The 18,463-nt window shown below is 67.2% G+C and carries 16 protein-coding genes; 8 read left to right on the plus strand and 8 right to left on the minus strand.

Annotated features, from left to right (window positions below):
- Genes H0S73_RS01485 through H0S73_RS01495 form a run of 3 tightly spaced genes read left to right on the plus strand, consistent with a single transcriptional unit; the run spans position 1 to position 3,253 of the window.
- A complete protein-coding gene (locus H0S73_RS01485) occupies positions 1-1,038 on the plus strand; it encodes an SIS domain-containing protein (RefSeq protein ID WP_181050491.1) in 1,038 nt (345 codons plus the stop codon).
- The gene (nagA, locus tag H0S73_RS01490; RefSeq protein WP_181050492.1) at positions 1,038-2,171 is read left to right on the plus strand and encodes an N-acetylglucosamine-6-phosphate deacetylase; all 1,134 of its coding nucleotides are present in this window, start codon (positions 1,038-1,040) and stop codon (positions 2,169-2,171) included. Before H0S73_RS01485 ends, nagA begins: the two co-directional genes overlap by 1 nt.
- Before the next feature lie 14 nt (positions 2,172-2,185).
- Complete coding sequence (locus H0S73_RS01495; RefSeq protein WP_181050493.1) at positions 2,186-3,253, plus strand: Gfo/Idh/MocA family protein; 1,068 nt, start codon at positions 2,186-2,188, stop codon at positions 3,251-3,253.
- A 251-nt stretch (positions 3,254-3,504) separates the two neighbouring features.
- On the opposite strand, the gene H0S73_RS26030 is transcribed toward H0S73_RS01495, so the two are convergent.
- From H0S73_RS26030 to H0S73_RS01515, 4 genes are all read right to left on the minus strand, one after another.
- Entirely contained in the window at positions 3,505-3,942 is a 438-nt protein-coding gene (locus H0S73_RS26030; RefSeq protein ID WP_181050494.1) for a GNAT family N-acetyltransferase, read from the minus strand.
- Positions 3,939-4,763 (minus strand): ABC transporter permease subunit, encoded by an 825-nt coding sequence (locus tag H0S73_RS01505; RefSeq protein WP_181050495.1) that lies wholly within the window; start codon positions 4,761-4,763, stop codon positions 3,939-3,941. Before H0S73_RS01505 ends, H0S73_RS26030 begins: the two co-directional genes overlap by 4 nt.
- A 3-nt stretch (positions 4,764-4,766) precedes the next feature.
- Entirely contained in the window at positions 4,767-5,714 is a 948-nt protein-coding gene (locus H0S73_RS01510; protein ID WP_181050496.1) for an ABC transporter permease, read from the minus strand.
- 69 nt (positions 5,715-5,783) lie between these two features.
- The gene (locus tag H0S73_RS01515) at positions 5,784-7,283 is read right to left on the minus strand and encodes an ABC transporter substrate-binding protein (RefSeq protein WP_181050497.1); all 1,500 of its coding nucleotides are present in this window, start codon (positions 7,281-7,283) and stop codon (positions 5,784-5,786) included.
- Between the two features lie 141 nt (positions 7,284-7,424).
- On the opposite strand from H0S73_RS01515, the gene H0S73_RS01520 reads away from it, so the two are divergent.
- The 5 genes from H0S73_RS01520 (at position 7,425) to H0S73_RS01540 (ending at position 12,684) form a co-directional block, all read left to right on the plus strand.
- On the plus strand, positions 7,425-8,522 hold the full coding sequence (locus H0S73_RS01520; RefSeq protein WP_181050498.1) for an anhydro-N-acetylmuramic acid kinase: 1,098 nt from the start codon (positions 7,425-7,427) through the stop codon (positions 8,520-8,522).
- Positions 8,523-8,529: 7 nt separating this feature from the next.
- Complete coding sequence (locus H0S73_RS01525; protein WP_181050499.1) at positions 8,530-9,555, plus strand: serine hydrolase domain-containing protein; 1,026 nt, start codon at positions 8,530-8,532, stop codon at positions 9,553-9,555.
- A 103-nt stretch (positions 9,556-9,658) separates the two neighbouring features.
- Positions 9,659-10,549 (plus strand): N-acetylmuramic acid 6-phosphate etherase, encoded by an 891-nt coding sequence (locus tag H0S73_RS01530; protein WP_181050500.1) that lies wholly within the window; start codon positions 9,659-9,661, stop codon positions 10,547-10,549.
- 38 nt (positions 10,550-10,587) lie between these two features.
- Entirely contained in the window at positions 10,588-11,496 is a 909-nt protein-coding gene (locus H0S73_RS01535) for an N-acetylglucosamine kinase (RefSeq protein WP_181050501.1), read from the plus strand.
- A 285-nt stretch (positions 11,497-11,781) separates the two neighbouring features.
- Positions 11,782-12,684 carry a sugar kinase gene (locus H0S73_RS01540; protein ID WP_181050502.1) on the plus strand — a complete coding sequence of 301 codons (903 nt, stop codon included), beginning with the start codon at positions 11,782-11,784 and terminating at the stop codon, positions 12,682-12,684.
- Between the two features lie 4 nt (positions 12,685-12,688).
- Here H0S73_RS01540 and H0S73_RS01545 read toward each other — a convergent pair whose 3' ends face one another.
- From H0S73_RS01545 to H0S73_RS01560, 4 genes are all read right to left on the minus strand, one after another.
- The gene (locus H0S73_RS01545; protein ID WP_181050503.1) at positions 12,689-14,284 is read right to left on the minus strand and encodes an ABC-F family ATP-binding cassette domain-containing protein; all 1,596 of its coding nucleotides are present in this window, start codon (positions 14,282-14,284) and stop codon (positions 12,689-12,691) included.
- Positions 14,285-14,453: 169 nt separating this feature from the next.
- Positions 14,454-16,037 (minus strand): peptide chain release factor 3, encoded by a 1,584-nt coding sequence (locus tag H0S73_RS01550; RefSeq protein ID WP_181050504.1) that lies wholly within the window; start codon positions 16,035-16,037, stop codon positions 14,454-14,456.
- 289 nt (positions 16,038-16,326) lie between these two features.
- Entirely contained in the window at positions 16,327-17,442 is a 1,116-nt protein-coding gene (locus H0S73_RS01555; RefSeq protein WP_181050505.1) for a succinylglutamate desuccinylase/aspartoacylase family protein, read from the minus strand.
- 66 nt (positions 17,443-17,508) lie between these two features.
- On the minus strand, positions 17,509-18,450 hold the full coding sequence (locus tag H0S73_RS01560) for a glucokinase (protein ID WP_425488208.1): 942 nt from the start codon (positions 18,448-18,450) through the stop codon (positions 17,509-17,511).
- Positions 18,451-18,463 lie beyond the last annotated feature (13 nt).

Consider the following 18,463-nt stretch of genomic DNA (forward strand, 5'->3'; position numbering starts at 1 on the left):
ATGAATGCTTCTTCCCCGACCGCCATGCTTCGCGAGGCGTTTGAGGCGCCTGAGGTTGTGGCGCGTCTGCTTGCGAGCAACGCGCCGCTGTGCCGCGAGCTCGGCGCGCGCCTGCGCGCGTCCCCGCCGCCGTTTGCCGTCACCTGCGCGCGCGGCAGCTCGGACAACGCCGCCACCTTCGTCAAGTACCTGCTCGAGATCCAGTCCGGCCTCGTCACCGCCTCGGTCGGCCCGTCCGTGACCTCCGTCTACGCGGCGCGCCCGCGCATGCGCGATGCCCTCTTCCTCGCCGTGTCGCAATCGGGCCGCAGCCCCGACATCCTCAACCTCGCCCAGGCCGGCCGCGACGACGGCGCCCTGACGGTGGCGCTCGTCAACGACACCTCCTCGCCGCTCGCCGCCACCTGCGAGGTCGTGCTGCCGCTCCATGCCGGCCCCGAGAAGAGCGTCGCCGCCACCAAGTCCTTCATCGCCGCGCTCGCCGCCGGCCTGCAGCTCGTGGCGCACTGGTCGCAGGACCGGGCGCTGCTCGATGCCCTCGACACCCTGCCCGACGTGCTCGCCAAAGCCGCCGCCACCGACTGGTCGGCGGCGCTGCCCGCCCTTACTGATGCCGACAACCTGTTCGTCGTCGGCCGCGGCGTCGGCTTCGCCGTCGCCCAGGAAGCCGCCCTCAAGCTCAAGGAAACCTCCGGCGTCCACGCCGAGGCGATGAGCGCCGCCGAGCTGATGCACGGCCCGTGGACGCTCGCGGGCGAGCACTTCCCGATCCTGGTGCTCAGCCAGCGCGACGAGACCCTGAGCGGCGTCAACGATCTCGTGACCAAGCTCGCCGAGCAGGGCGTGCCCGTCCTCGTCGCCGGCGCCGCCGAGGGCCGCGCCCGCCTCGCCCTGCCGGGGAGCGAGGAGGCGCATCCCTATCTCGCCCCCCTCGCGCTCATCCAGAGCTTCTATCCCCTGGTGAACGCCATTGCCCTGGCGCGCGGCCGCAATCCCGACAGCCCGCCGCGCCTGCGCAAGGTGACGGAGACCGTGTGATGGCCACAGCCCTCGTGGGAGCCCGCGTCTTCGACGGCGCGCACATGCTCGACGGCCGCGCCGTCGTGATCGAGCACGGCCGCATCCGCGGCCTGCCGCAGGAGCAGGATCTGGGCGCCGGCATCGCGCGCCGCCAGGTCGAGGGCCTGCTGGCGCCCGGCTTCATCGACGTGCAGGTCAATGGCGGCGGCGGCGTGCTCTACAACGACGTGCGCAGCGTCGAGGGCATCCGCACCATCGCCGAAGCGCACCGCGCCTACGGCACCACCGGCCTGCTGCCGACCTTCATCACCGACACCCGCGAGACCATGGCGGAGGCCGTGGAGGCGATGCGCCAGGCTCTGGCCGCGCGCGTGCCCGGCGTGCTCGGCATCCACCTCGAAGGTCCCTTCATCAGCCCCGAGCGCAAGGGCGTGCACAACCCCGCCTTCATCCGGCCGCTGGAGGAGGAGGACCTCGCGATCCTCACCGCGCTCACCGAGGGCCGCACCCTGGTGACGCTGGCGCCCGAGCGCGTTGACATGGCGGCGATTGCGCGGCTGGCCGCCGCGGGCGTGCTGGTCTGCGCCGGGCACACGGCGGGCGATTACGCGACCATCGTGGAGGCGGTGCGCCATGGGCCGCGCGGCTTCACGCATCTGTTCAACGCCATGCCGCCGCTGGCCGGGCGCGATCCCGGCCCGGTGGGCGCGGCGCTCGACAGCCCGGACACCTGGTGCGGGCTGATCGTCGACGGGCACCATGTGAGCGATGCGGCCCTGCGCGTGGCGATCGCCGCCAAGGGGACGGAGCACATGATGCTGGTGACCGACGCCATGGCGGTGACCGGCACGGATCTGACCGGCTTCGACCTGCACGGCCGCACGATCCATCGCCGCGACGGCCGGCTCACCACGGCGGACGGCACGCTCGCGGGCTCCGACCTCGACATGGCGGGCGCCGTGCGCAACAGCGTGCAGCGGCTCGGCCTCGCCCTGCCGGCGGTGCTGCGCATGGCCTCGCTGATCCCGGCCCGGTTCCTGAGGCTCGATCACGAACGGGGCCGCATCGCGCCCGGCTACCACGCCGATCTCGTCCTCCTCGACGAAAGCCTGCAGGTGCGGCAGACTTGGATCGGTGGAAACGATAACTGAACGGGGTTCTTTCGATGAGCGCAGAACGGGTTCTCGTGATCGGGCTCGGGAACATGGGCCTGTCCCATGCCCTCGCCTACAGCCGGATCGACGGCTACGAGATTGCAGGGCTCTGCACGCGCAATATCGACGGCATGGAGCTTCCGGCCGCCCTGCGGGATGCGCCGCGCTTCACCGATTTCGAGGAAGCTCTCGAGGCCACGAGGCCGGACGTCGTATCGATCAACACCTGGTCCGACACGCACGCGCCCTATGCTATCCGCGCCATGGAGGCGGGAGCGCATGTCTTCGTGGAGAAACCGCTCGCCGACACCGTGAAGGATGCGGAGCGCGTGGTCGAGACGGCGATGCGCACCGGACGCAAGCTCGTCATCGGATACATCCTTCGACACCACCCCTCCTGGATCAAATTCATCGAGATCGCCAGGACGCTCGGCACGCCCCACGTGTTCCGCATGAACCTCAATCAGCAATCGAGCGGATCGGCCTGGGAGGCGCACAAGCGCCTGCTGCAATCCCTCTCGCCCATCGTCGATTGCGGCGTTCATTATGTCGATGTCATGTGCCAGATTACGAAGGCGAAGCCCGTGCAGGTCCATGGCGTCGGCACGCGCCTGACGGAGGACATGCCGGCCGGCATGTACAATTACGGGCATCTCCACGTGACCTTCGACGACGGCTCGGTCGGCTGGTACGAGGCCGGCTGGGGCCCGATGATGAGCGAAACGGCCTATTTCGTGAAGGACGTGATCGGCCCGAAGGGCAGCGTCAGCATCGTCATGGCCGAGACGTCCGGCGGGATCCGCTCGGACGACGTCAACGCGCATACCAAGACGAATCAGATTCTGCTGCACCACGCCGCTCTCGATTCGGAGGGCCGCTTCGCGAAGGCGGACGAGCGCATCAGCACAACGGATGAGCCGGATCACGACGCCCTCTGCGAGCGCGAGCAGCGCTTCCTCCTGCGGGCAATCCGCGAGAACCTGGACCTGACGGACCACATGAACGACGCCGTCCGGTCCCTGCGCATCGTTCTGGCAGCCGATGAGGCGGTGCGCACGGGGCGGGTCGTCACACTCTAAGAAGCGGTAGAATTTACCTCTGCCCCTCATCCTGATCGGCTGGCTCATAAAGCGATGCGGGAGCTCTCCTCCCCGTTGTGGGGAGGAGTTGGAGGTGGGGGTGTGAGCGATAGCCTATGAAGGTGTGGCGCCCACACCCCCACCCTTAATCCCTCCCCACAAGGGGGAGGGAAACGCGCGTGAGCCTTTTATAAGCCGACCTCCTCAGGATGAGGCGGGTGAATACAAGAAGCCTTTCCGCCGGCTGAGGATCAGCTCTTCTCATAAAGAACGAAACTGCGATCACGCCCCGCGAACTCCCGCTCGTATTCCCGCGCCACACGCCAGCCATAGCGTTCGTAGAACCGGCGCGCGGCATGATTGTCGCGGAAACATTCGAGGCTCCTCGCGCCCCGTGCTTCCGCCTCCCGCAGGAGCAGCGCGCCGCCGCCCTTGCCGTTGGAGCCGGGATCCATGAACAGCATGTCGATATGGCCGTCGGTCATGAGCAGGAACCCGGCCGGGATGCCTTCGGCGAGCGCGACCAGCATGCGCGGCCACGAGGCGGCGAAGCGCTCGGCAAAGAAGGCAGCGTCGCGGCCTGCGAGCACGTCCTGTTCCAGGATGTCCGCGAAGGCCACCCGGTAGGAGCGCTCGGCGACGGCCGAGAGCGCCGAAATGTCTTCGGCCCTGGCAGGCCGCACGATCACGATTGGCCCCGCAGGCGCGGATCGAGCGTGTCGCGAAGAGCATCGCCCAAAAGATTGAACCCGAAGGACAGGAACAGGATCGCGAAACCGGCGAAGATCGCGCTCCATGGCGAGAGCATGAGAAAGTTGCGGCCCTCCGACAGCATCAGGCCGAGCGACGGCGTCGGCGGTTGCGTGCCGAGGCCGAGGAACGACAGCGAGGCTTCGACCAGGATGGCGGCGGAGAGCAGCAGGCTCGTCTGGACCAGGATGACAGAGGCGAGGTTCGGCAGGATGTGCAGGAAGATGATGCGTGCATCCGAGGCACCGATGGCCTTGGCGCCCGCCACGTATTCGCTCTCGCACAAGACGAGCGCCGGGCCGCGCAGGAGGCGGGCGAAGATCGGCGTGTAGACCACCGCGATGGCGGCGGCCGCGCTGTAGGTGTGCGGCCCCAGGACGGCGATGATGCCGATGGCGAGCAGCATCACCGGGAAGGCGAAGAGAACGTCCATGACGCGCATGATGATGCGGTCGAGCCAGCCGCGGTAATAGGCGGCAATGAGGCCGAGCGCGCCGCCGGCGAAGAGCGCGATGCCGACCGCGATCAGGCAGGCGATGAGTGAGGTGCGATAGCCGTAGAGAATACGCGTCAGCACGTCCCGGCCGAGCTGGTCCGTGCCGAACCAGTTGAGCCAGGAGGGCGGGCGAAGTCGGCGCGCAACGCTCTGCGCCATGGGATCGTAGGGCGCGAAGAGCGGCGCCCCGATGGCGAGGATGAGCTGGATCGCCACCAGGACGACGGCGAAGGCGAGAAGCTTGTTCTTGGCCAGTTGCTTCACGGCTCAGGCCCTCACGCGGGGATCGACGACGATGTAGAGGAAGTCGACGAGAAAGTTCACGAACACGAAGCCTGCCGTCACCACCAGAATGGTGGCCTGGATCAGCGGATAATTGCGCTCGGCGATGGCGCCGAGGATCAGGCGGCCGAGACCCGGAATGGCGAAGACCTGCTCGACCACGATGGCGCCACCGAGCAGATAACCGGTCATGATGCCCACGCTGGTGAGGAACGGGATCAGCGCATTGCGCAGGGCATGCTTGTAGACGACGCGCCGCTCCGGCAGGCCCTTGGCGCGGGCGGTGCGCACGTAATCCTGCCCCAGTGCGTCGAGCATGGCCGAGCGCACGAGGCGCGAGAGATTGGCGAGGATCGGCAGCGCCAGGGCGAAGGCGGGCAGCATCATGCGCTGGAGATTGCCGACGGGATCCTCCGAGAAGGGCACGTAGCCGAGGGACGCGAAGCCCGGCGCCCAGCTGGAGAGGAGCAGGATCATCACGATGCCGAGCCAGAAGGAGGGAATCGTCAGGCCCGCGATGGCGGAAACGCGCATGGCCACATCGGCCGCGCCGCCACGGGTCTGCGCCATCAGGCAGCCGACCGGCACGGCGAGAACGGCTCCGACGAGAAGCGCGAGAAAGGTGAGCTCCAGCGTCGGCCACAGGTGCAGGAGGATCTCGGTCGAGACCGGACGCCCCGTCCAGAGCGAGGTGCCGAAATCGCCGCGCAGCGCGGACCCGGCCCAGAGCAGGTATTGCTCGATGATCGGACGGTCGAGGCCGACGCGGCGGTTGAGTTCCGCCATGCGCTCGGGCGTGATCTCCGTGTTCGCGCCGAGCATAATCGCCACCGCGTCGCCGGGGATCATGCGGATCATCAGGAACACGATGATCGACACGCCGAAAAGGACGATGACGAGGTCGATGAGGCGTGCGAGCAGGACGCGGTTCATACGGACGGGCTCTCTTCAAACAAAGATCCCGGCGCCGCGCGAGAGCGGCGCCGGGATGACGGCGGACGATCAGTAGGACGCGTTGCGCAGCATCAGGAGCGAGCGGTTCGGCATCGTCTCGAAGCCCTGCAGCTTGCTGTTCATGGCCGAGAACAGGGTGCCGTAGGTCAGGTGCGCCACCGGGCCCGAGCAGGCGAGCTTCTGCTGCACCTTGTCATACGCCGCCTTGCGCGCCGCCTGGTCCTGCTGGGTGCGCGCCTGGTCGAGCAGGCCGTCGATCTCCTGGTCCGAGTACTTGAACACGTTGGTCGAACCGCCCGTGCGGAACGTGCGGTAGAAGTAATCGTCCGGATCCGGCTGGCCGGCATTGATCGAGGCGAACAGGTCGAAATTGCTGTTGCGCCAATCCTGGATGAACTGGCCCTGCTCCTGGTTGACGAGCTCGACCTTGAAGCCCGCCTTGTTCAGCTGCTCCTGCACCACCTGGGCGATATCCTTGATGTCCTGGCGCGGCAGGACCTTCATGGTCACGGTCACCGGCGTGGCGACGCCCGCTTCCTTCAACAGCGCCTGGGCCTTGGCCGGGTCGGGCTTGTAGCAGGCGAACTTGCTCACATCGAGTGCCCAGCTCTTCAGGGCGGGCGACAGCGGGCCGCCGGGAACGCCGGCGCCGAAGAGCGCCGCGTCGACGATCTCCTGGCGGTTGATGGCGTAGTTCACGGCCTCGCGCACCTTCGGATTGTCGAAAGGCGGCTTCGACACGTTCATGCCGATCAGCGTGTAGGCGAGATCCATGGTCTCGGAGAGCTTCACGTTCGGCTTGCCCTTGAGCTGCAGGGCCGTGGCCGCGTCGATGTTGGGCAGAAGCGCGTATTGGCCGTTGGTCAGGCCGACCTGGCGGGTCGCTGATTCCGGCACGATGTTGAACTTGAGGCCTGCGAGCTTCGGCATGCCCTTGTCCCAATAGGCCTCGTTCTTCGTGAGAAGGATGAAGCCGTTGGGCTGCCATTCCTGGAACTTGAACGGGCCCGTGCCGACCGGCGCCTTCTGCAGGGCGTCCTTGTTCGCTTCCATGCTGCGCGGCACGATGGCGATGGTGGCGAGCGAGCTCAGGAGCGCGGCGGACGGCTCCTTCAGCTTCAGCTCCACGGTCGTGGCATCCACCGCGTTGGCGCTCTCGACGGCCGAGAGGCGGCTTGCCAGAGGCGAAGCGATGTCCTTGCTCAAGATGCGGTTGATCGAGCCGACCACGTCCTTGGCCTCCATGGGGGAGCCGTCATGGAATTTAACGCCCTGGCGCAACTTGAAAGTATAGGCCTTGCCGTCCGGCGCGGCGGTCCAGGATTCGGCGAGACCCGGGACGATCTTCAGGTCCTTGTCGATGGCCGTGAGGCCCTCGTAGATGTTGCCGTTCACCACCATGAAGCTCGGGAAAGCCGTGATGAGATGCGGATCGAGCCCCGTGGGACCGTTGTCCGCTCCGATCTCCAGAACCTGAGCCGAGGCGGAGGCCATCGCCGCCACCATGAAACCTGCACCGATTGCGCTGCGCAGTGCTGACCTGACCATGCGTCTTTTCTCCCTTGGAAGCCGCCGGGGATTTATAGGCCATCGGAGTGAGCCTGTCATGGTCCAATATCATACCACTCTGGACCAGTTCAGCGCCTGTGCTATGGTCGGGCGATCATCCAGAGCATCCCGGAGCAGCCCATGTCGCAACGTCCCCTCGTCAAAGCCGTCGGCGTGATCAGCGGCACGTCCATGGACGGTATCGACGTGTCCGTCGTGGACACGGACGGCGACACCGTCGTGAAGCCGGGGCCGGGACGGACCTTCTCCTATCCGGACGACCTGCGGAAAACCCTCCAGGCGCTCATCGCCCAGCCGGAGCGGGCGCAGAGCGAGCCGCTGGAGGACCTCGAGCGGGCTGTGACCGACGCGCATATCGCGGCGATCCGGCGCTTCATGACGGAAACCGGCATTCCCGCCGGCGCCGTGAGCCTGATCGGCTTCCACGGCCAGACCGTCTATCACCGGCCGGAGGTGCGCTTCACGCGCCAGCTCGGCCTCGGCGACCGGGTGGCGGCGGCGCTCGGCATCGACACCGTCTATCGCTTCCGCCATGCGGACGTGGCCTCGGGCGGCGAAGGCGCGCCCTTCGTGCCGCTCTATCACCGGGCCCTGGCGAGCGATCTCGCGCAGCCTCTCATGATCCTCAATCTCGGCGGCGTCGGGAACGTCACCTATATCGACGGTGACACCGTGATCGCCTTCGACACCGGGCCCGCGAGCGCGCTCCTCGATGACTTCATCCTGCGCCGCCGGAGCCTGAGCTTCGACGAGAACGGACAGCTCGCGGCCTCCGGCAAGGCGGACGCGAGGCTCGTCATGGAGTTCATGCTCAATCCGTTCTTCGACCGCCCCGCCCCGAAATCCCTTGACCGTCAGGATTTCCATGCCCGCGCCAAGGGCGTGGAGACCCTATCCGACGCGGACGGCGCCGCGACCCTGGCGGAGTTCACGATCCAGTCCGTCATCGCCTCACTGCGCCATGTTCCGCGCGCGCCGCAGCGCTGGCTCGTCACCGGCGGCGGGCGGCGCAACGCGCATTTCATGAGACGTCTGCACGCGGAACTCGGCGTCCCCGTCGATCCGGTCGAAGCCGTGGGGTGGGACGGCGATTTCCTGGAGGCGCAGGCCTTCGGCTACCTGGCCGTGCGCTCCACCCTCGGCCTGCCCCTGAGTCTTCCCACCACGACGGGCGTGCCGCATCCCATGCCCGGCGGCGAGCTGAACCGCGCGGCGTGAACGCATCATGCCTCTGACAGCCTTGATCGACCGCGCCTTCGCACCCGCCGCCGCCTCCGTTCGCGACGGCCGGATTCCGGGCGCCGTGCTCGGAATCGTCACGGCCGATGGCGAGCGGGCCGTGCAATGGACGGGCCATGCGCAGATCGAGCCGGAACGCGACGTTGTTTCCCGTGAAACATGGTTCGATCTCGCATCTCTCACCAAGGTCATCTTCACCACGACGCGCATCCTGCATCTGGTGGAAGCGGGCCGGATTGGGCTCGACGATCCCCTTGTGACGGTCATCCCGGACCTGCGCCAGTACGACATGAACGCGGCGGAGCGGCGGCTCCCCTTCCGCCAATGCCTCGCGCACCAGACGCACCTGCCGGCCGTCGAGCCGCTCTACACCTACGGCCAGGACCCGAATACCCTGCGGGCCTTCATCCTGCAGCGCGTCTGGCAGAGCGGGCCTCCCGTTTATTCAGATATCAACTTCATGCTGCTCGGCATCGCCATCGAGCGCATCACCGGACGGGCGCTGATCGATCAACCCCTGCCTGAACGCTTCTCTTTCCGGCCCGACCCGCAGCTCTGCGCGGCGACCGAGAAGGACACGTGGCGCGGACGCGTCGTTCGCGGCGAAGTGCACGACGAGAACGCCTTCGCCCTCGGCGGCGCGTCAGGCCATGCGGGGTTGTTCGGCACCATCGACGGCGTGCTCGATTTCGCCCGCTCGCTCCTCGACGGCTCCGCCCTTTCGCCGGCCTCCATCAGGGCCATCCGCACGCGCGAATCGGAGAAGCGCACGGTCGGCTGGGAGGGCTTCCACCCGGGCTGGCACGGCGGCGATTCCTGCTCCCCCGACACCATCGGTCACACGGGCTTCACCGGTACCGGGCTATGGGTCGATTTCGAACGCGGCCTGGCATGGTCGCTGCTCACCAACCGCGTCCATCCCAGCAGGCACACGGACAGCGGAATCCTCCCCTTGCGCCGTGCAACAGGCGAGCAGGTGATCGCGTTGTTCGACCAAACCGCGCGACTTTAAGGATGCCAACAGAAAGTTGATCACCGCCCCCGTCCGGACCCCTTCGGGGCGTTGTGAAGATTCGTCAACTGGTCCTATATTGGTCTGGAAGAAAGTTGGCACAATGGCGACAGAACATTTCAGTACCCGCTACCAGGATCTCGACACTTGGCCGAGCCTCGACGTTCTCTCGGCTTTCTATGAAGGCCAGCTGGCGGCGGTGGCCGCCGTCAGGCCCTCGCTTCCGGCCATCGCGGCCGCGGCGGAAGAGGCGGTGAAGCGCCTGCGCCGGGGCGGACGGCTCGTCTATGCGGGCGCAGGCACCTCGGGTCGCATCGGCGTCCAGGACGGAACGGAACTGCCGCCGACCTTCAACTGGCCCGACGAAAGGGTGGTCTATCTGATCGCCGGCGGCACGGGCGCCATCATGCAGGCGGTCGAGAACGCCGAGGATTCGGTCGAGGAAGGCATCGCGGGGATTCGCGACAACGGCATCGGCCCGGACGATGTGGTGATCGGCGTCGCGGCGAGCGGCCGGACGCCGTTCACCATCGCGGCCCTGAAGGAAGCGGCCTCGCGCGGCGCACAGACCATCGGCATCTCCAACAATCCCGATACGCCTATTCTGGACGCCTGCTCCCACCCGATTCTCGCCGATACCGGCGAGGAGGTGATCGCCGGTTCGACCCGCATGAAGGCGGGCACGGCGCAGAAGATCATCCTCAATCTCCTGTCCACCCTGATCATGGTGCGCATGGACCGGGTCTATCGCGGCCTTATGGTCAACATGCGGGCGACGAACGCGAAGTTGCGCCGCCGCAGCGAGATCATGGTCGCGCAGATCACCGATTGCGACGACGCCACCGCCATCGAGGCGATCCGGCAATCGGACGGCGACCTGAAGACCGCCGTTCTCATCGCGCTCGGCGCGAGCCCGGAGGACGCGCGCGGCGCGCTCGCGCGAAACGGTGGCAATCTGCGCAAAGCCCTGGCAGACTTCACCAAGACGACATAAGGGCCGGCTAATCCGGCCGAAACAAGAGGCGACGGGTCATGGGGCTGGGGCTTGGCATCGACGCGGGCGGCACCGCCACGCGCTGGCGGCTGGCGGATACGGGCGGCCAATGCCTGGCCCAAGGGTCCGTCGCCCCCCTGACCGGCCATCTCTTCTCCGCCGCCGCGGAGGAGCGCGCGCGCCAGATCGTCCTCGACATGGCCCAGGCGGTGATGAAGCAGGGCCGGCCGCTCGGCATCATCGCGGGCATCACGGGGCTGACCCGCGACACACCCGCCGAGGCGACTATGCGGTCCCTGTTCGCGGAGACCTTCGAGCTCGCGCCGGACAAGGTCTTCGTCGCGGAGGACATGTGGATCGCCTACCTGTCCTATTTCGCCCTGGGTGAAGGCATCCTGGTCTATAGCGGCACCGGCTCAATCGGCTATTACCTCTCGGAGGACAAGGAGGTCATCCGGGTCGGCGGGCGCGGCAACCTGATCGACGACGGCGGCTCCGGCTTCTGGATTGCCCGCGAGGCCCTCAAGGCCGTGCTGCGCGCCGAGGAGGAAAGCCCCGGAGCAGGCTGGACGACGATCCTCGGCACCTGCCTGGCCAAGGCTCTGGGCGGCACGGATTGGAACGTCGTGCGGTCCTTCGTCTATGGCGGAGACCGCGGCAAGATCGGCTCCCTCGCCCGCGCCGTGGGCGAAGCGGCCCAGGCTGGCGACGGGACCGCCCTGGCCATCCTGAAGGACGCAGGCGAGGAACTGGCCCGCCTTGCCAATGCGCTGATCAAGCGCCTCGGCCCCCGGCCCGTGGCTCTCGTGGGCGGCTCGGCACGGCTGCACCCGGTCCTGTCCGACGCCTTCCGGAAGCGGCTGGTGGCGCCGGTCGAGTTCATCGCCACCGACCTGGACGCCGCCCTCACGGCAGCCCGCTTGGCGGCCACGCTCAACGCAGCGTGATGCAGGATCAAGATCGCTTTCTTGCGGCTGCCCGATCGAGTTCCTAGATGGTCTGGCGCAGCCCCACCTCTCCTTGAGGGAGAGGTCGACGTGCGTCAGCGCGGCGGGTGAGGGGTTACCCCCTCTCCGGATGGACCTGTACCCCTCACCCTCGCTGCGCTCGACCTCTCCCCAGTGGGGAGAGGTGTGGCCGCGGCAAGCGGCGTCCCCCGGAAGAGCTTGCCTAATCGGCCCTGCTCGTCCAAGACTGCCCGCATCGTATCCAGATCCGAGACGATTTCAGCGATGCATGCTCTCTTCGTGGGCCAGACCTATATCGACGTGACCTTCCTGGCGGACGAGCTTCCGACGGGGGACGAGAAAACCGTGGCGCGGGATTATGCGATCTCGTTCGGCGGCAACGCGGTCACGGCCGCCTTCGCCTGCGCCAAGCTCGGAATCGCTCCCGATCTGCTGACCTCTATCGCCGACGACTGGCTCGGCCGCATGTTCATCGACATGGCGGCGAAATACGGCATTTCGGTCCACCACCGGAAGGTCCACGAATCGTCCCTGTCCTTCATCATGCCCCGGGGCGGCAAGCGCGCCATCGTCCGCTGCCGCGACGACCATTACCTGCATCCGGTGCCGCCGCTGAACCTCCAGGGCTGCAAGGCCCTGCATCTCGATGGCCATCAGGCGGACGCGGCCATGCACTACGCCAAGATCTGCCGCGAATCCGGCATCCTCACCTCTCTCGACGGCGGCGGCCTGCGCTCCAACACCCATGAACTCCTCGAATTCATCGACGTGGCCATCGTGGCCGAGCGTCTCTGCGAGCAGATGGACCTGTCCCCGTCCGGGATGCTGGAATATCTCAAGAGCCGCGGCTGCAAGATCGGCGGCGTGACCTTGGGCGAGCGTGGCCTCGTCTGGTACGACGAGACCGGCCAGGAAAGCGTACTGCCGGCCCTGAACGTTCCCGGCGAGGCGGTGGTGGACACCAACGGCGCGGGCGACATCTTCCATGGGGCTTATGTCTATTCCGCCATGGCCCGCCCCGACCTGCCCTGGCGCGAACATTTCATTTTCGCCCGCGCGGCCTCCGCCCATGCGATCCAGCATCTCGGCAACGAGGCGAGTCTTCCGAGCATTGAAGACATCGCCCAGGTGCAGGAGCGCTACACCGAGCGCAAGCTGGCGGCCTGAGGCTTCACGTCAGACCTGTCTCCGCGAGATCCCACCTGCGCGTGATCCCGATGGCCTCCAAGAACGCTTCGTCGTGGCTGACGATCAGCAGCGCGCCGTCATAGGCCCGCAGCCCCGCCTCGACGGCTTCGATGGAATCGATGTCGAGATGGTTCGTCGGCTCGTCGAGAATCAAGAATGCGGGCGGCTTCGGCCCGCCCAGCACGCAGGCGAGGCCTGCGCGCAGCAATTGCCCGCCGCTTAAGGTGGAGACCGGCTGCAGGGCCGCGTCGGCGCGGAACATGAACCGGGCGAGGGCTGCCCGGCAGGCATTCTCGTTCGCCTCCGGGTTGATGCGGCGGAAATTGTCGCGGATCGACAAGGAGGGATCGAGCAGGCTCACCTGCTGATCGAACAGGGCGAACTCCGTCATGACCTTCACGCTCCCGGTCCGAGGCTGCAGCTGCCCGGTGATCAGCGCCAGCAACGTGGTCTTGCCCGATCCGTTCGGTCCGGTGACGGCGACGCGCTCCGGCCCGACGATGGCAAGCGAGAGATCGCGCAGGATCGGCTGCTTCGGCTCGTAGCTGGCGCTCGCGCCGTCGATGGCGAGAACCGTCCTGCCGGCGGGCAGATGCGTCGGCGGAAGCACCACGGAGAACGGCTGCAAGACCTCGATGCGTTCGCGCGCGGACGCAGCCTCCTCGTGAGCCTGCACGCGGCGGCGCTCGGCGAGACGGGCGTTGCTGGCGCCCGTTTCCTCGCTGCGGTTCTTCTGCCCGTTCATGAGGATGAGCGGCATGTCGCCCTTGGCGCGCTTTCGTTTTCCGGCGCCGTCCTTGCGCGCTTTCTTCTCGGCGGTTTCCTGCGCTTTCCGGTCGACATCGGCCACGCGCTTTTCCGCATCCGCCAGATCGCGCCGGGCGGCCGCGAGTTCCAGCGCCTTGCGCTCACGGTACCGGCTCCAGTTGCCGCCGTAGCGCCTCGCCCCGAGCGATGTCAGCTCGACGATGGCATCCATGGTGTCGAGCAGTTCCCGGTCATGGCTGACGACGATCGCCCCTCCCCTCCAGCCGGCGAGAAGACCGAGCACAGCATCGCGACCGTCCCGGTCGAGGTTGTTCGTCGGCTCGTCGAGGAGCAGGAAATCGGGCTCCGAGAACACGAGCGCGGCGAGGCGGGCGCGCGTGTTCTGCCCACCTGACAGTTTCGACAGCACTGTGTCGGGCGGGGCATCGAGACCGACTTTCGCGAGGGCGGAGCCCATGCGGGCCTCCAGGGTCCAGTCGGCATGGGCCAGTTCCTCGGCCGAGGCGTCGCCAATCTCGGCGCGGCGCAGGAGAGCCAGCGCGTCGACGGCCCCGAACAGGGACGCGATGGTTCCGTCCGGATCGGCCTGTACATTCTGGTGCAGGATTCCCAGGTTGCCGTGAACGGTGACATGGCCCGAATGGGGCTGCAGCGCGCCGGTGATCAACCGGAGGAGCGTGGTCTTGCCGATGCCGTTGCGGCCGACGAGCCCTGTCCGCTCCGGACCGAAGCTGAGATCGAGATCGGAAAGAAGGGAGCGCCCGTCAGGCGCGGAGCATGAAAGATGGGAGAGTGTGATCGAAGCAGGCATGGATATGGATGTTCCCGGTGGCAAGGCAGGTCGGCATTGCTGTCCGGTTGAAATCCATTGCGGCACATATCCTGTCGAAACGAACGCCTCTCGGGCGTCCGGTGTCCTTATAGGGAAGGCAGCGCCCGGTCGCAAGTTCGCGGCCGGACGCCTCGTCGTCGCAAGGCCGTCAGGCGGCCTTCTTCTGGTAGTCCTTCACGTCCGAGAACCGGATCGCCTTGTAGCGGTCGACCTCGTATTGAAGGTTGAACATGTTAGGCGCCATGAAGACGGGCGCATCGTCGAGATCCCGCGCCATGGACGACAGGTGGCTCTCGATGAACTTGTCGAGTTCCCGCGGATCGTCCGCCGTGATCCAGCGGCAGATGGAGAAGCGCGTCGGTTCGTAATCGATCGGCAGGCCGTATTCGGCCGCGAGACGCTCTTTGAGCACGTCGAGCTGCAGGGCGCCGACCACGCCCACGATGGCGCCCGACCCGTCCTGCGGCACGAAGAGCTGCACGACGCCTTCTTCCGCCATCTGCTGCAGCGCCTCGCGCAGCTTCTTCGCCTTCATGGCATCCTGCAGCTTGATGCGGCGCAGGATTTCCGGCGCGAAGCTCGGCACGCCGCGGAACACGATGTCCTCGCCTTCCGTCAGCGTATCGCCGATGCGCAGGGTCCCGTGGTTCGGAATGCCGACCACGTCGCCCGCCCAGGCCTCGTCCGCGATGGCGCGGTCCTGGGCGAAGAAGAATTGCGGCGCGTTCAGGCTCATGGGCTTGCCCGTGCGCACGAGCTTCACCTTCATGCCGCGCTGGAGCTTGCCCGAGCAGATGCGCATGAAGGCGATGCGGTCGCGGTGGTTCGGATCCATGTTGGCCTGGATCTTGAACACGAAGCCCGACATCTTGGGCTCGCCCGCCTCGACGAGACGCTTGTCCGCCTCCTGGCCGCGCGGCGGCGGCGCGTAAGCCGCCAGCGCGTCGATGAGGTCGCGCACGCCGAAATTGCGCAGGGCGCTGCCGAAGAACACGGGCGTGAGATGGCCTTCGCGGAAGGCCTGCAGGTCGAAGGGCTTGCAGGCCTCCTGGGCCAGCATGACCTCCTCCTGCCATGCATCCGCCTCTTCCGGCGGCAGCAGGCTCATGAGCTTCGGATCCTCCGGGCCTGCGACCTCCGTCGGCTCGTCGTCCGTGTCGATGCGCCGGACCATGTTGCGGCGCAGGTCGAAGGTGCCGGCGAAGCTCTTGCCCTGGCTGATCGGCCAGGTGACGGGCGCGGTGTCCAGCGCCAGCGTCTTCTCGATCTCGTCGAGCAGGTCGAAGGGGCTGCGCGCCTCGCGGTCCATCTTGTTGATGAAGGTGACGATCGGGATGTCGCGCATGCGGCACACTTCGAAGAGCTTGCGCGTGCGCGCCTCGATACCCTTCGCGGCGTCGATCACCATGATGGCCGAATCCACCGCCGTCAGGGTCCGGTAGGTGTCCTCCGAGAAGTCCTCGTGGCCCGGCGTGTCGAGCAGGTTGAAGACGCAGCCGCCATATTCGAAGGTCATGACCGAGGTCACGACCGAGATGCCGCGCTCCTTCTCGATGCCCATCCAGTCGGACCGGGTGGATACGCGGTTCTTCTTGGCCTTTACCTCGCCGGCGAGCTGGATCGCGCCTCCGAACAGCAGGAGCTTTTCGGTCAGCGTGGTCTTGCCCGCGTCTGGGTGGGAGATGATCGCAAAGGTGCGGCGGCGGCCCACGGGGGCCGGAAGATCGGTCATGACGGTTTGAAAATTCTCTGGAAACGACGGTTGAGGACAGAACGCCGCAGCGCCCCGCCCTTTTGCTATGCTCTTCTCACCCCATATGGGGGTTTCCCGTCAACAGCGAAAGGAGGTGATCCAGTGTCTCATTGTCATACCCTACGGTCCCCGGTTGCCGTGACCTGGATCTTGGCCTCTGCCGAGATTGGTGCGTAACGCACGTTTAGGGCGGCTCTTTGCGGGCCGTGGAACCGACAATGGAAAGGCCGCCCTCGAGGGCGGCCTTTCTTTTTGGCCTCAAGGGTCTTTACGCCCCGAGCAGCTTGCCCGTCCGCTTAGCCTTGGTGCCGGCGACCTTGGCGATCCGCATGCCCTTCGTGGCGAAGCGGACGGCGACCCGGGCGAACATCACGCCGTCGGTGGGCGCCTTGGCCGGGGTCACGGCGCCGGTCAGCGGGTCGATCACCTCCGCAAGGACGTCGCCTTCCTTCACCTTCGCGCCGATCTCGGCCCTGAACACCAGGATGCCGTTCTCGGGAGCCTGGAGCGGCTCGGAAGCGGCCAGGGGGGTGGGCCGGCACAGGGCCTCGGGCACCCGGGGCGCCTCGCCGGCGATGGCGCCGCGCAGGACCAGGTAATCGACCAGGGCGGCCGCGTCGGCCTTTCCGGTCTCGTGGGTCACGTCGCGCTCGCCCCGGAACTCCAGCGTCGTGGAATGGCAGGCGAACGGGATCGGATGATCCGGGAAGCGGTCGGCGAGCTCCGCCCAGGGGCGGCTGCAGGCCTCGTCGAAGGGTTCGTCGCCCGACTCGTCGGCGAGGAGATAGGCATGGGAGCCGAGGAGCGCCGAGAGCGGCGCGAATTCCTCCGCTGAGCGGGTATGGGTGTAGAGGTGCACCACGGCTTCGGAATCGCAGTGCAGGTCGAGCACGATGTCCGCTTCCTGGGCCAGCCCCAGCAGGGCCTTCTTCATGACCTCGGCGGCGTTGGACGGCTGCCAGACCGCCAGCTCGGCCCGCAGGGCCTCGCGGATCAGGCGGACATTCGCCTCCCCGTCCTGGGTGAGCCTGCCCGCGACCCGCTCAGCCACTTTCGGGACGAGATGCGGATAGCCCCGGTTGAAGTTGACGCCGTCGGCGAGATGGAAGCGGCCGATATGGTCGCCCATGACCCGCTGGGCGAGGCCGATGGGATTGGCGGCGGGCACGAGGACGATCTCGCCTTTAATCCTTCCCTCGGCCTCGAGAGCCGTCAGGCGCTCGCGCAGGTGGTGGGCCGCGATCATGCCGGGGATCTCGTCCGCATGGAGGGAGGCCTGGACGTAGATGCGGGGGCGCACGCCCTCCTGTCCGAAGCGCTGGACCGTCAGCGACAGGTCGACACCGGGCGCGAGGGGCGAAAGAGCAATCTGTTCTGTTTTCATATGCGACCAAAAGGGTTCCGACGCGGGAGACGGGCGCGCCATCCCCGTGCGTTCTCAGCAGTGCCTTCAGGTAGCCTGCCACCCTTGCGATTGGAAGATGAAACGCTGCGGATTCGACACGATGGCGGCCAAGCCCTCCAGGGCCGGCTCGGGATTGACGATGGCATAGACCGGAACCTTCCGGGCCCAGGCATCGTGCGGCGCCTTGCGGTCGAACGCGTCCCGGAAGTCGCCCGCCTGGAGGATGTCGACCATGCGCGGCGCGATGCCGCCGGCGATGAAGACGCCGCCGGAGGATTCGAAGGTCAGCGCCAGATCCCCGGCGAAGCGCCCGAGGAAGCGGGCGAAATGCCTCAGCGCATCCATGGCCAGCGCGTCGCCCTCCCGGGCCGCCGCCAGCACGTCGTTAGGAATCGTGAAGGGGCAGTCCACGCAGCGATGGGCGGCCAGGGCCTTGGCGATGCGGAACAGGCCGGGCCCCGACAGCACGACCTCTCCCGAGACCCGTCCGCCGACCCGCTCCAGATGCGGCCAGATGGCGGCCTCCTCGTCGTTCGTCGGCCCGAATTCCATATGCCCCGCCTCGGTCGCGAGGATCGCTAGGCGATCCTCCACTGGGACCAGGGCCCCTGCCCCAAGGCCCGTTCCGGGACCGAGCACGACGCGGGCACCGTGTTTCGGCGGCGGGAACGTGCCGATGGGCGCAAGATCGCCCTTGGCCTCGTCAAGCACCGCCACGGAGGCGGCGACGGGCGTGTAGTCGTTGACGAGGGTGACGCGCTCGAGGTTCAGCGCCTTGCCGATGGCCTGCGCGTCGATCACCCAGCTCGCATTGGTGAGGCGGATCGCGGGCGCATCCACGCGGGTCGCCACCGCGATGATGGCTGAGCGGGGCGCGGGGCCATCATAGGCTTCGAGCGCGATCCTGATCGCTCCGGCCGGGTCGGGCGTCTGCGCCGTCAGCTTGCGCGGCAGAAGTTTGACGGCCGCTCCGGGCGCGGACAGCACGGCGAAGCGGGCG

The sequence above is a fragment of the Microvirga mediterraneensis genome (assembly GCF_013520865.1).
GTDB lineage: Bacteria > Pseudomonadota > Alphaproteobacteria > Rhizobiales > Beijerinckiaceae > Microvirga > Microvirga mediterraneensis.

Coding starts and splice junctions, on each gene's coding strand:
- H0S73_RS01485 (WP_181050491.1), top strand. CDS start 1: ATGAATGCTTCTTCCCCGACCGCCATGCTTCGCGAGGCGTTTGAGGCG.
- nagA (WP_181050492.1), top strand. CDS start 1,038: ATGGCCACAGCCCTCGTGGGAGCCCGCGTCTTCGACGGCGCGCACATG.
- H0S73_RS01495 (WP_181050493.1), top strand. CDS start 2,186: ATGAGCGCAGAACGGGTTCTCGTGATCGGGCTCGGGAACATGGGCCTG.
- H0S73_RS01510 (WP_181050496.1), bottom strand. CDS start 5,714: ATGAACCGCGTCCTGCTCGCACGCCTCATCGACCTCGTCATCGTCCTT.
- H0S73_RS01515 (WP_181050497.1), bottom strand. CDS start 7,283: ATGGTCAGGTCAGCACTGCGCAGCGCAATCGGTGCAGGTTTCATGGTG.
- H0S73_RS01520 (WP_181050498.1), top strand. CDS start 7,425: ATGTCGCAACGTCCCCTCGTCAAAGCCGTCGGCGTGATCAGCGGCACG.
- H0S73_RS01525 (WP_181050499.1), top strand. CDS start 8,530: ATGCCTCTGACAGCCTTGATCGACCGCGCCTTCGCACCCGCCGCCGCC.
- H0S73_RS01530 (WP_181050500.1), top strand. CDS start 9,659: ATGGCGACAGAACATTTCAGTACCCGCTACCAGGATCTCGACACTTGG.
- H0S73_RS01535 (WP_181050501.1), top strand. CDS start 10,588: ATGGGGCTGGGGCTTGGCATCGACGCGGGCGGCACCGCCACGCGCTGG.
- H0S73_RS01540 (WP_181050502.1), top strand. CDS start 11,782: ATGCATGCTCTCTTCGTGGGCCAGACCTATATCGACGTGACCTTCCTG.
- H0S73_RS01545 (WP_181050503.1), bottom strand. CDS start 14,284: ATGCCTGCTTCGATCACACTCTCCCATCTTTCATGCTCCGCGCCTGAC.
- H0S73_RS01550 (WP_181050504.1), bottom strand. CDS start 16,037: ATGACCGATCTTCCGGCCCCCGTGGGCCGCCGCCGCACCTTTGCGATC.
- H0S73_RS01555 (WP_181050505.1), bottom strand. CDS start 17,442: ATGAAAACAGAACAGATTGCTCTTTCGCCCCTCGCGCCCGGTGTCGAC.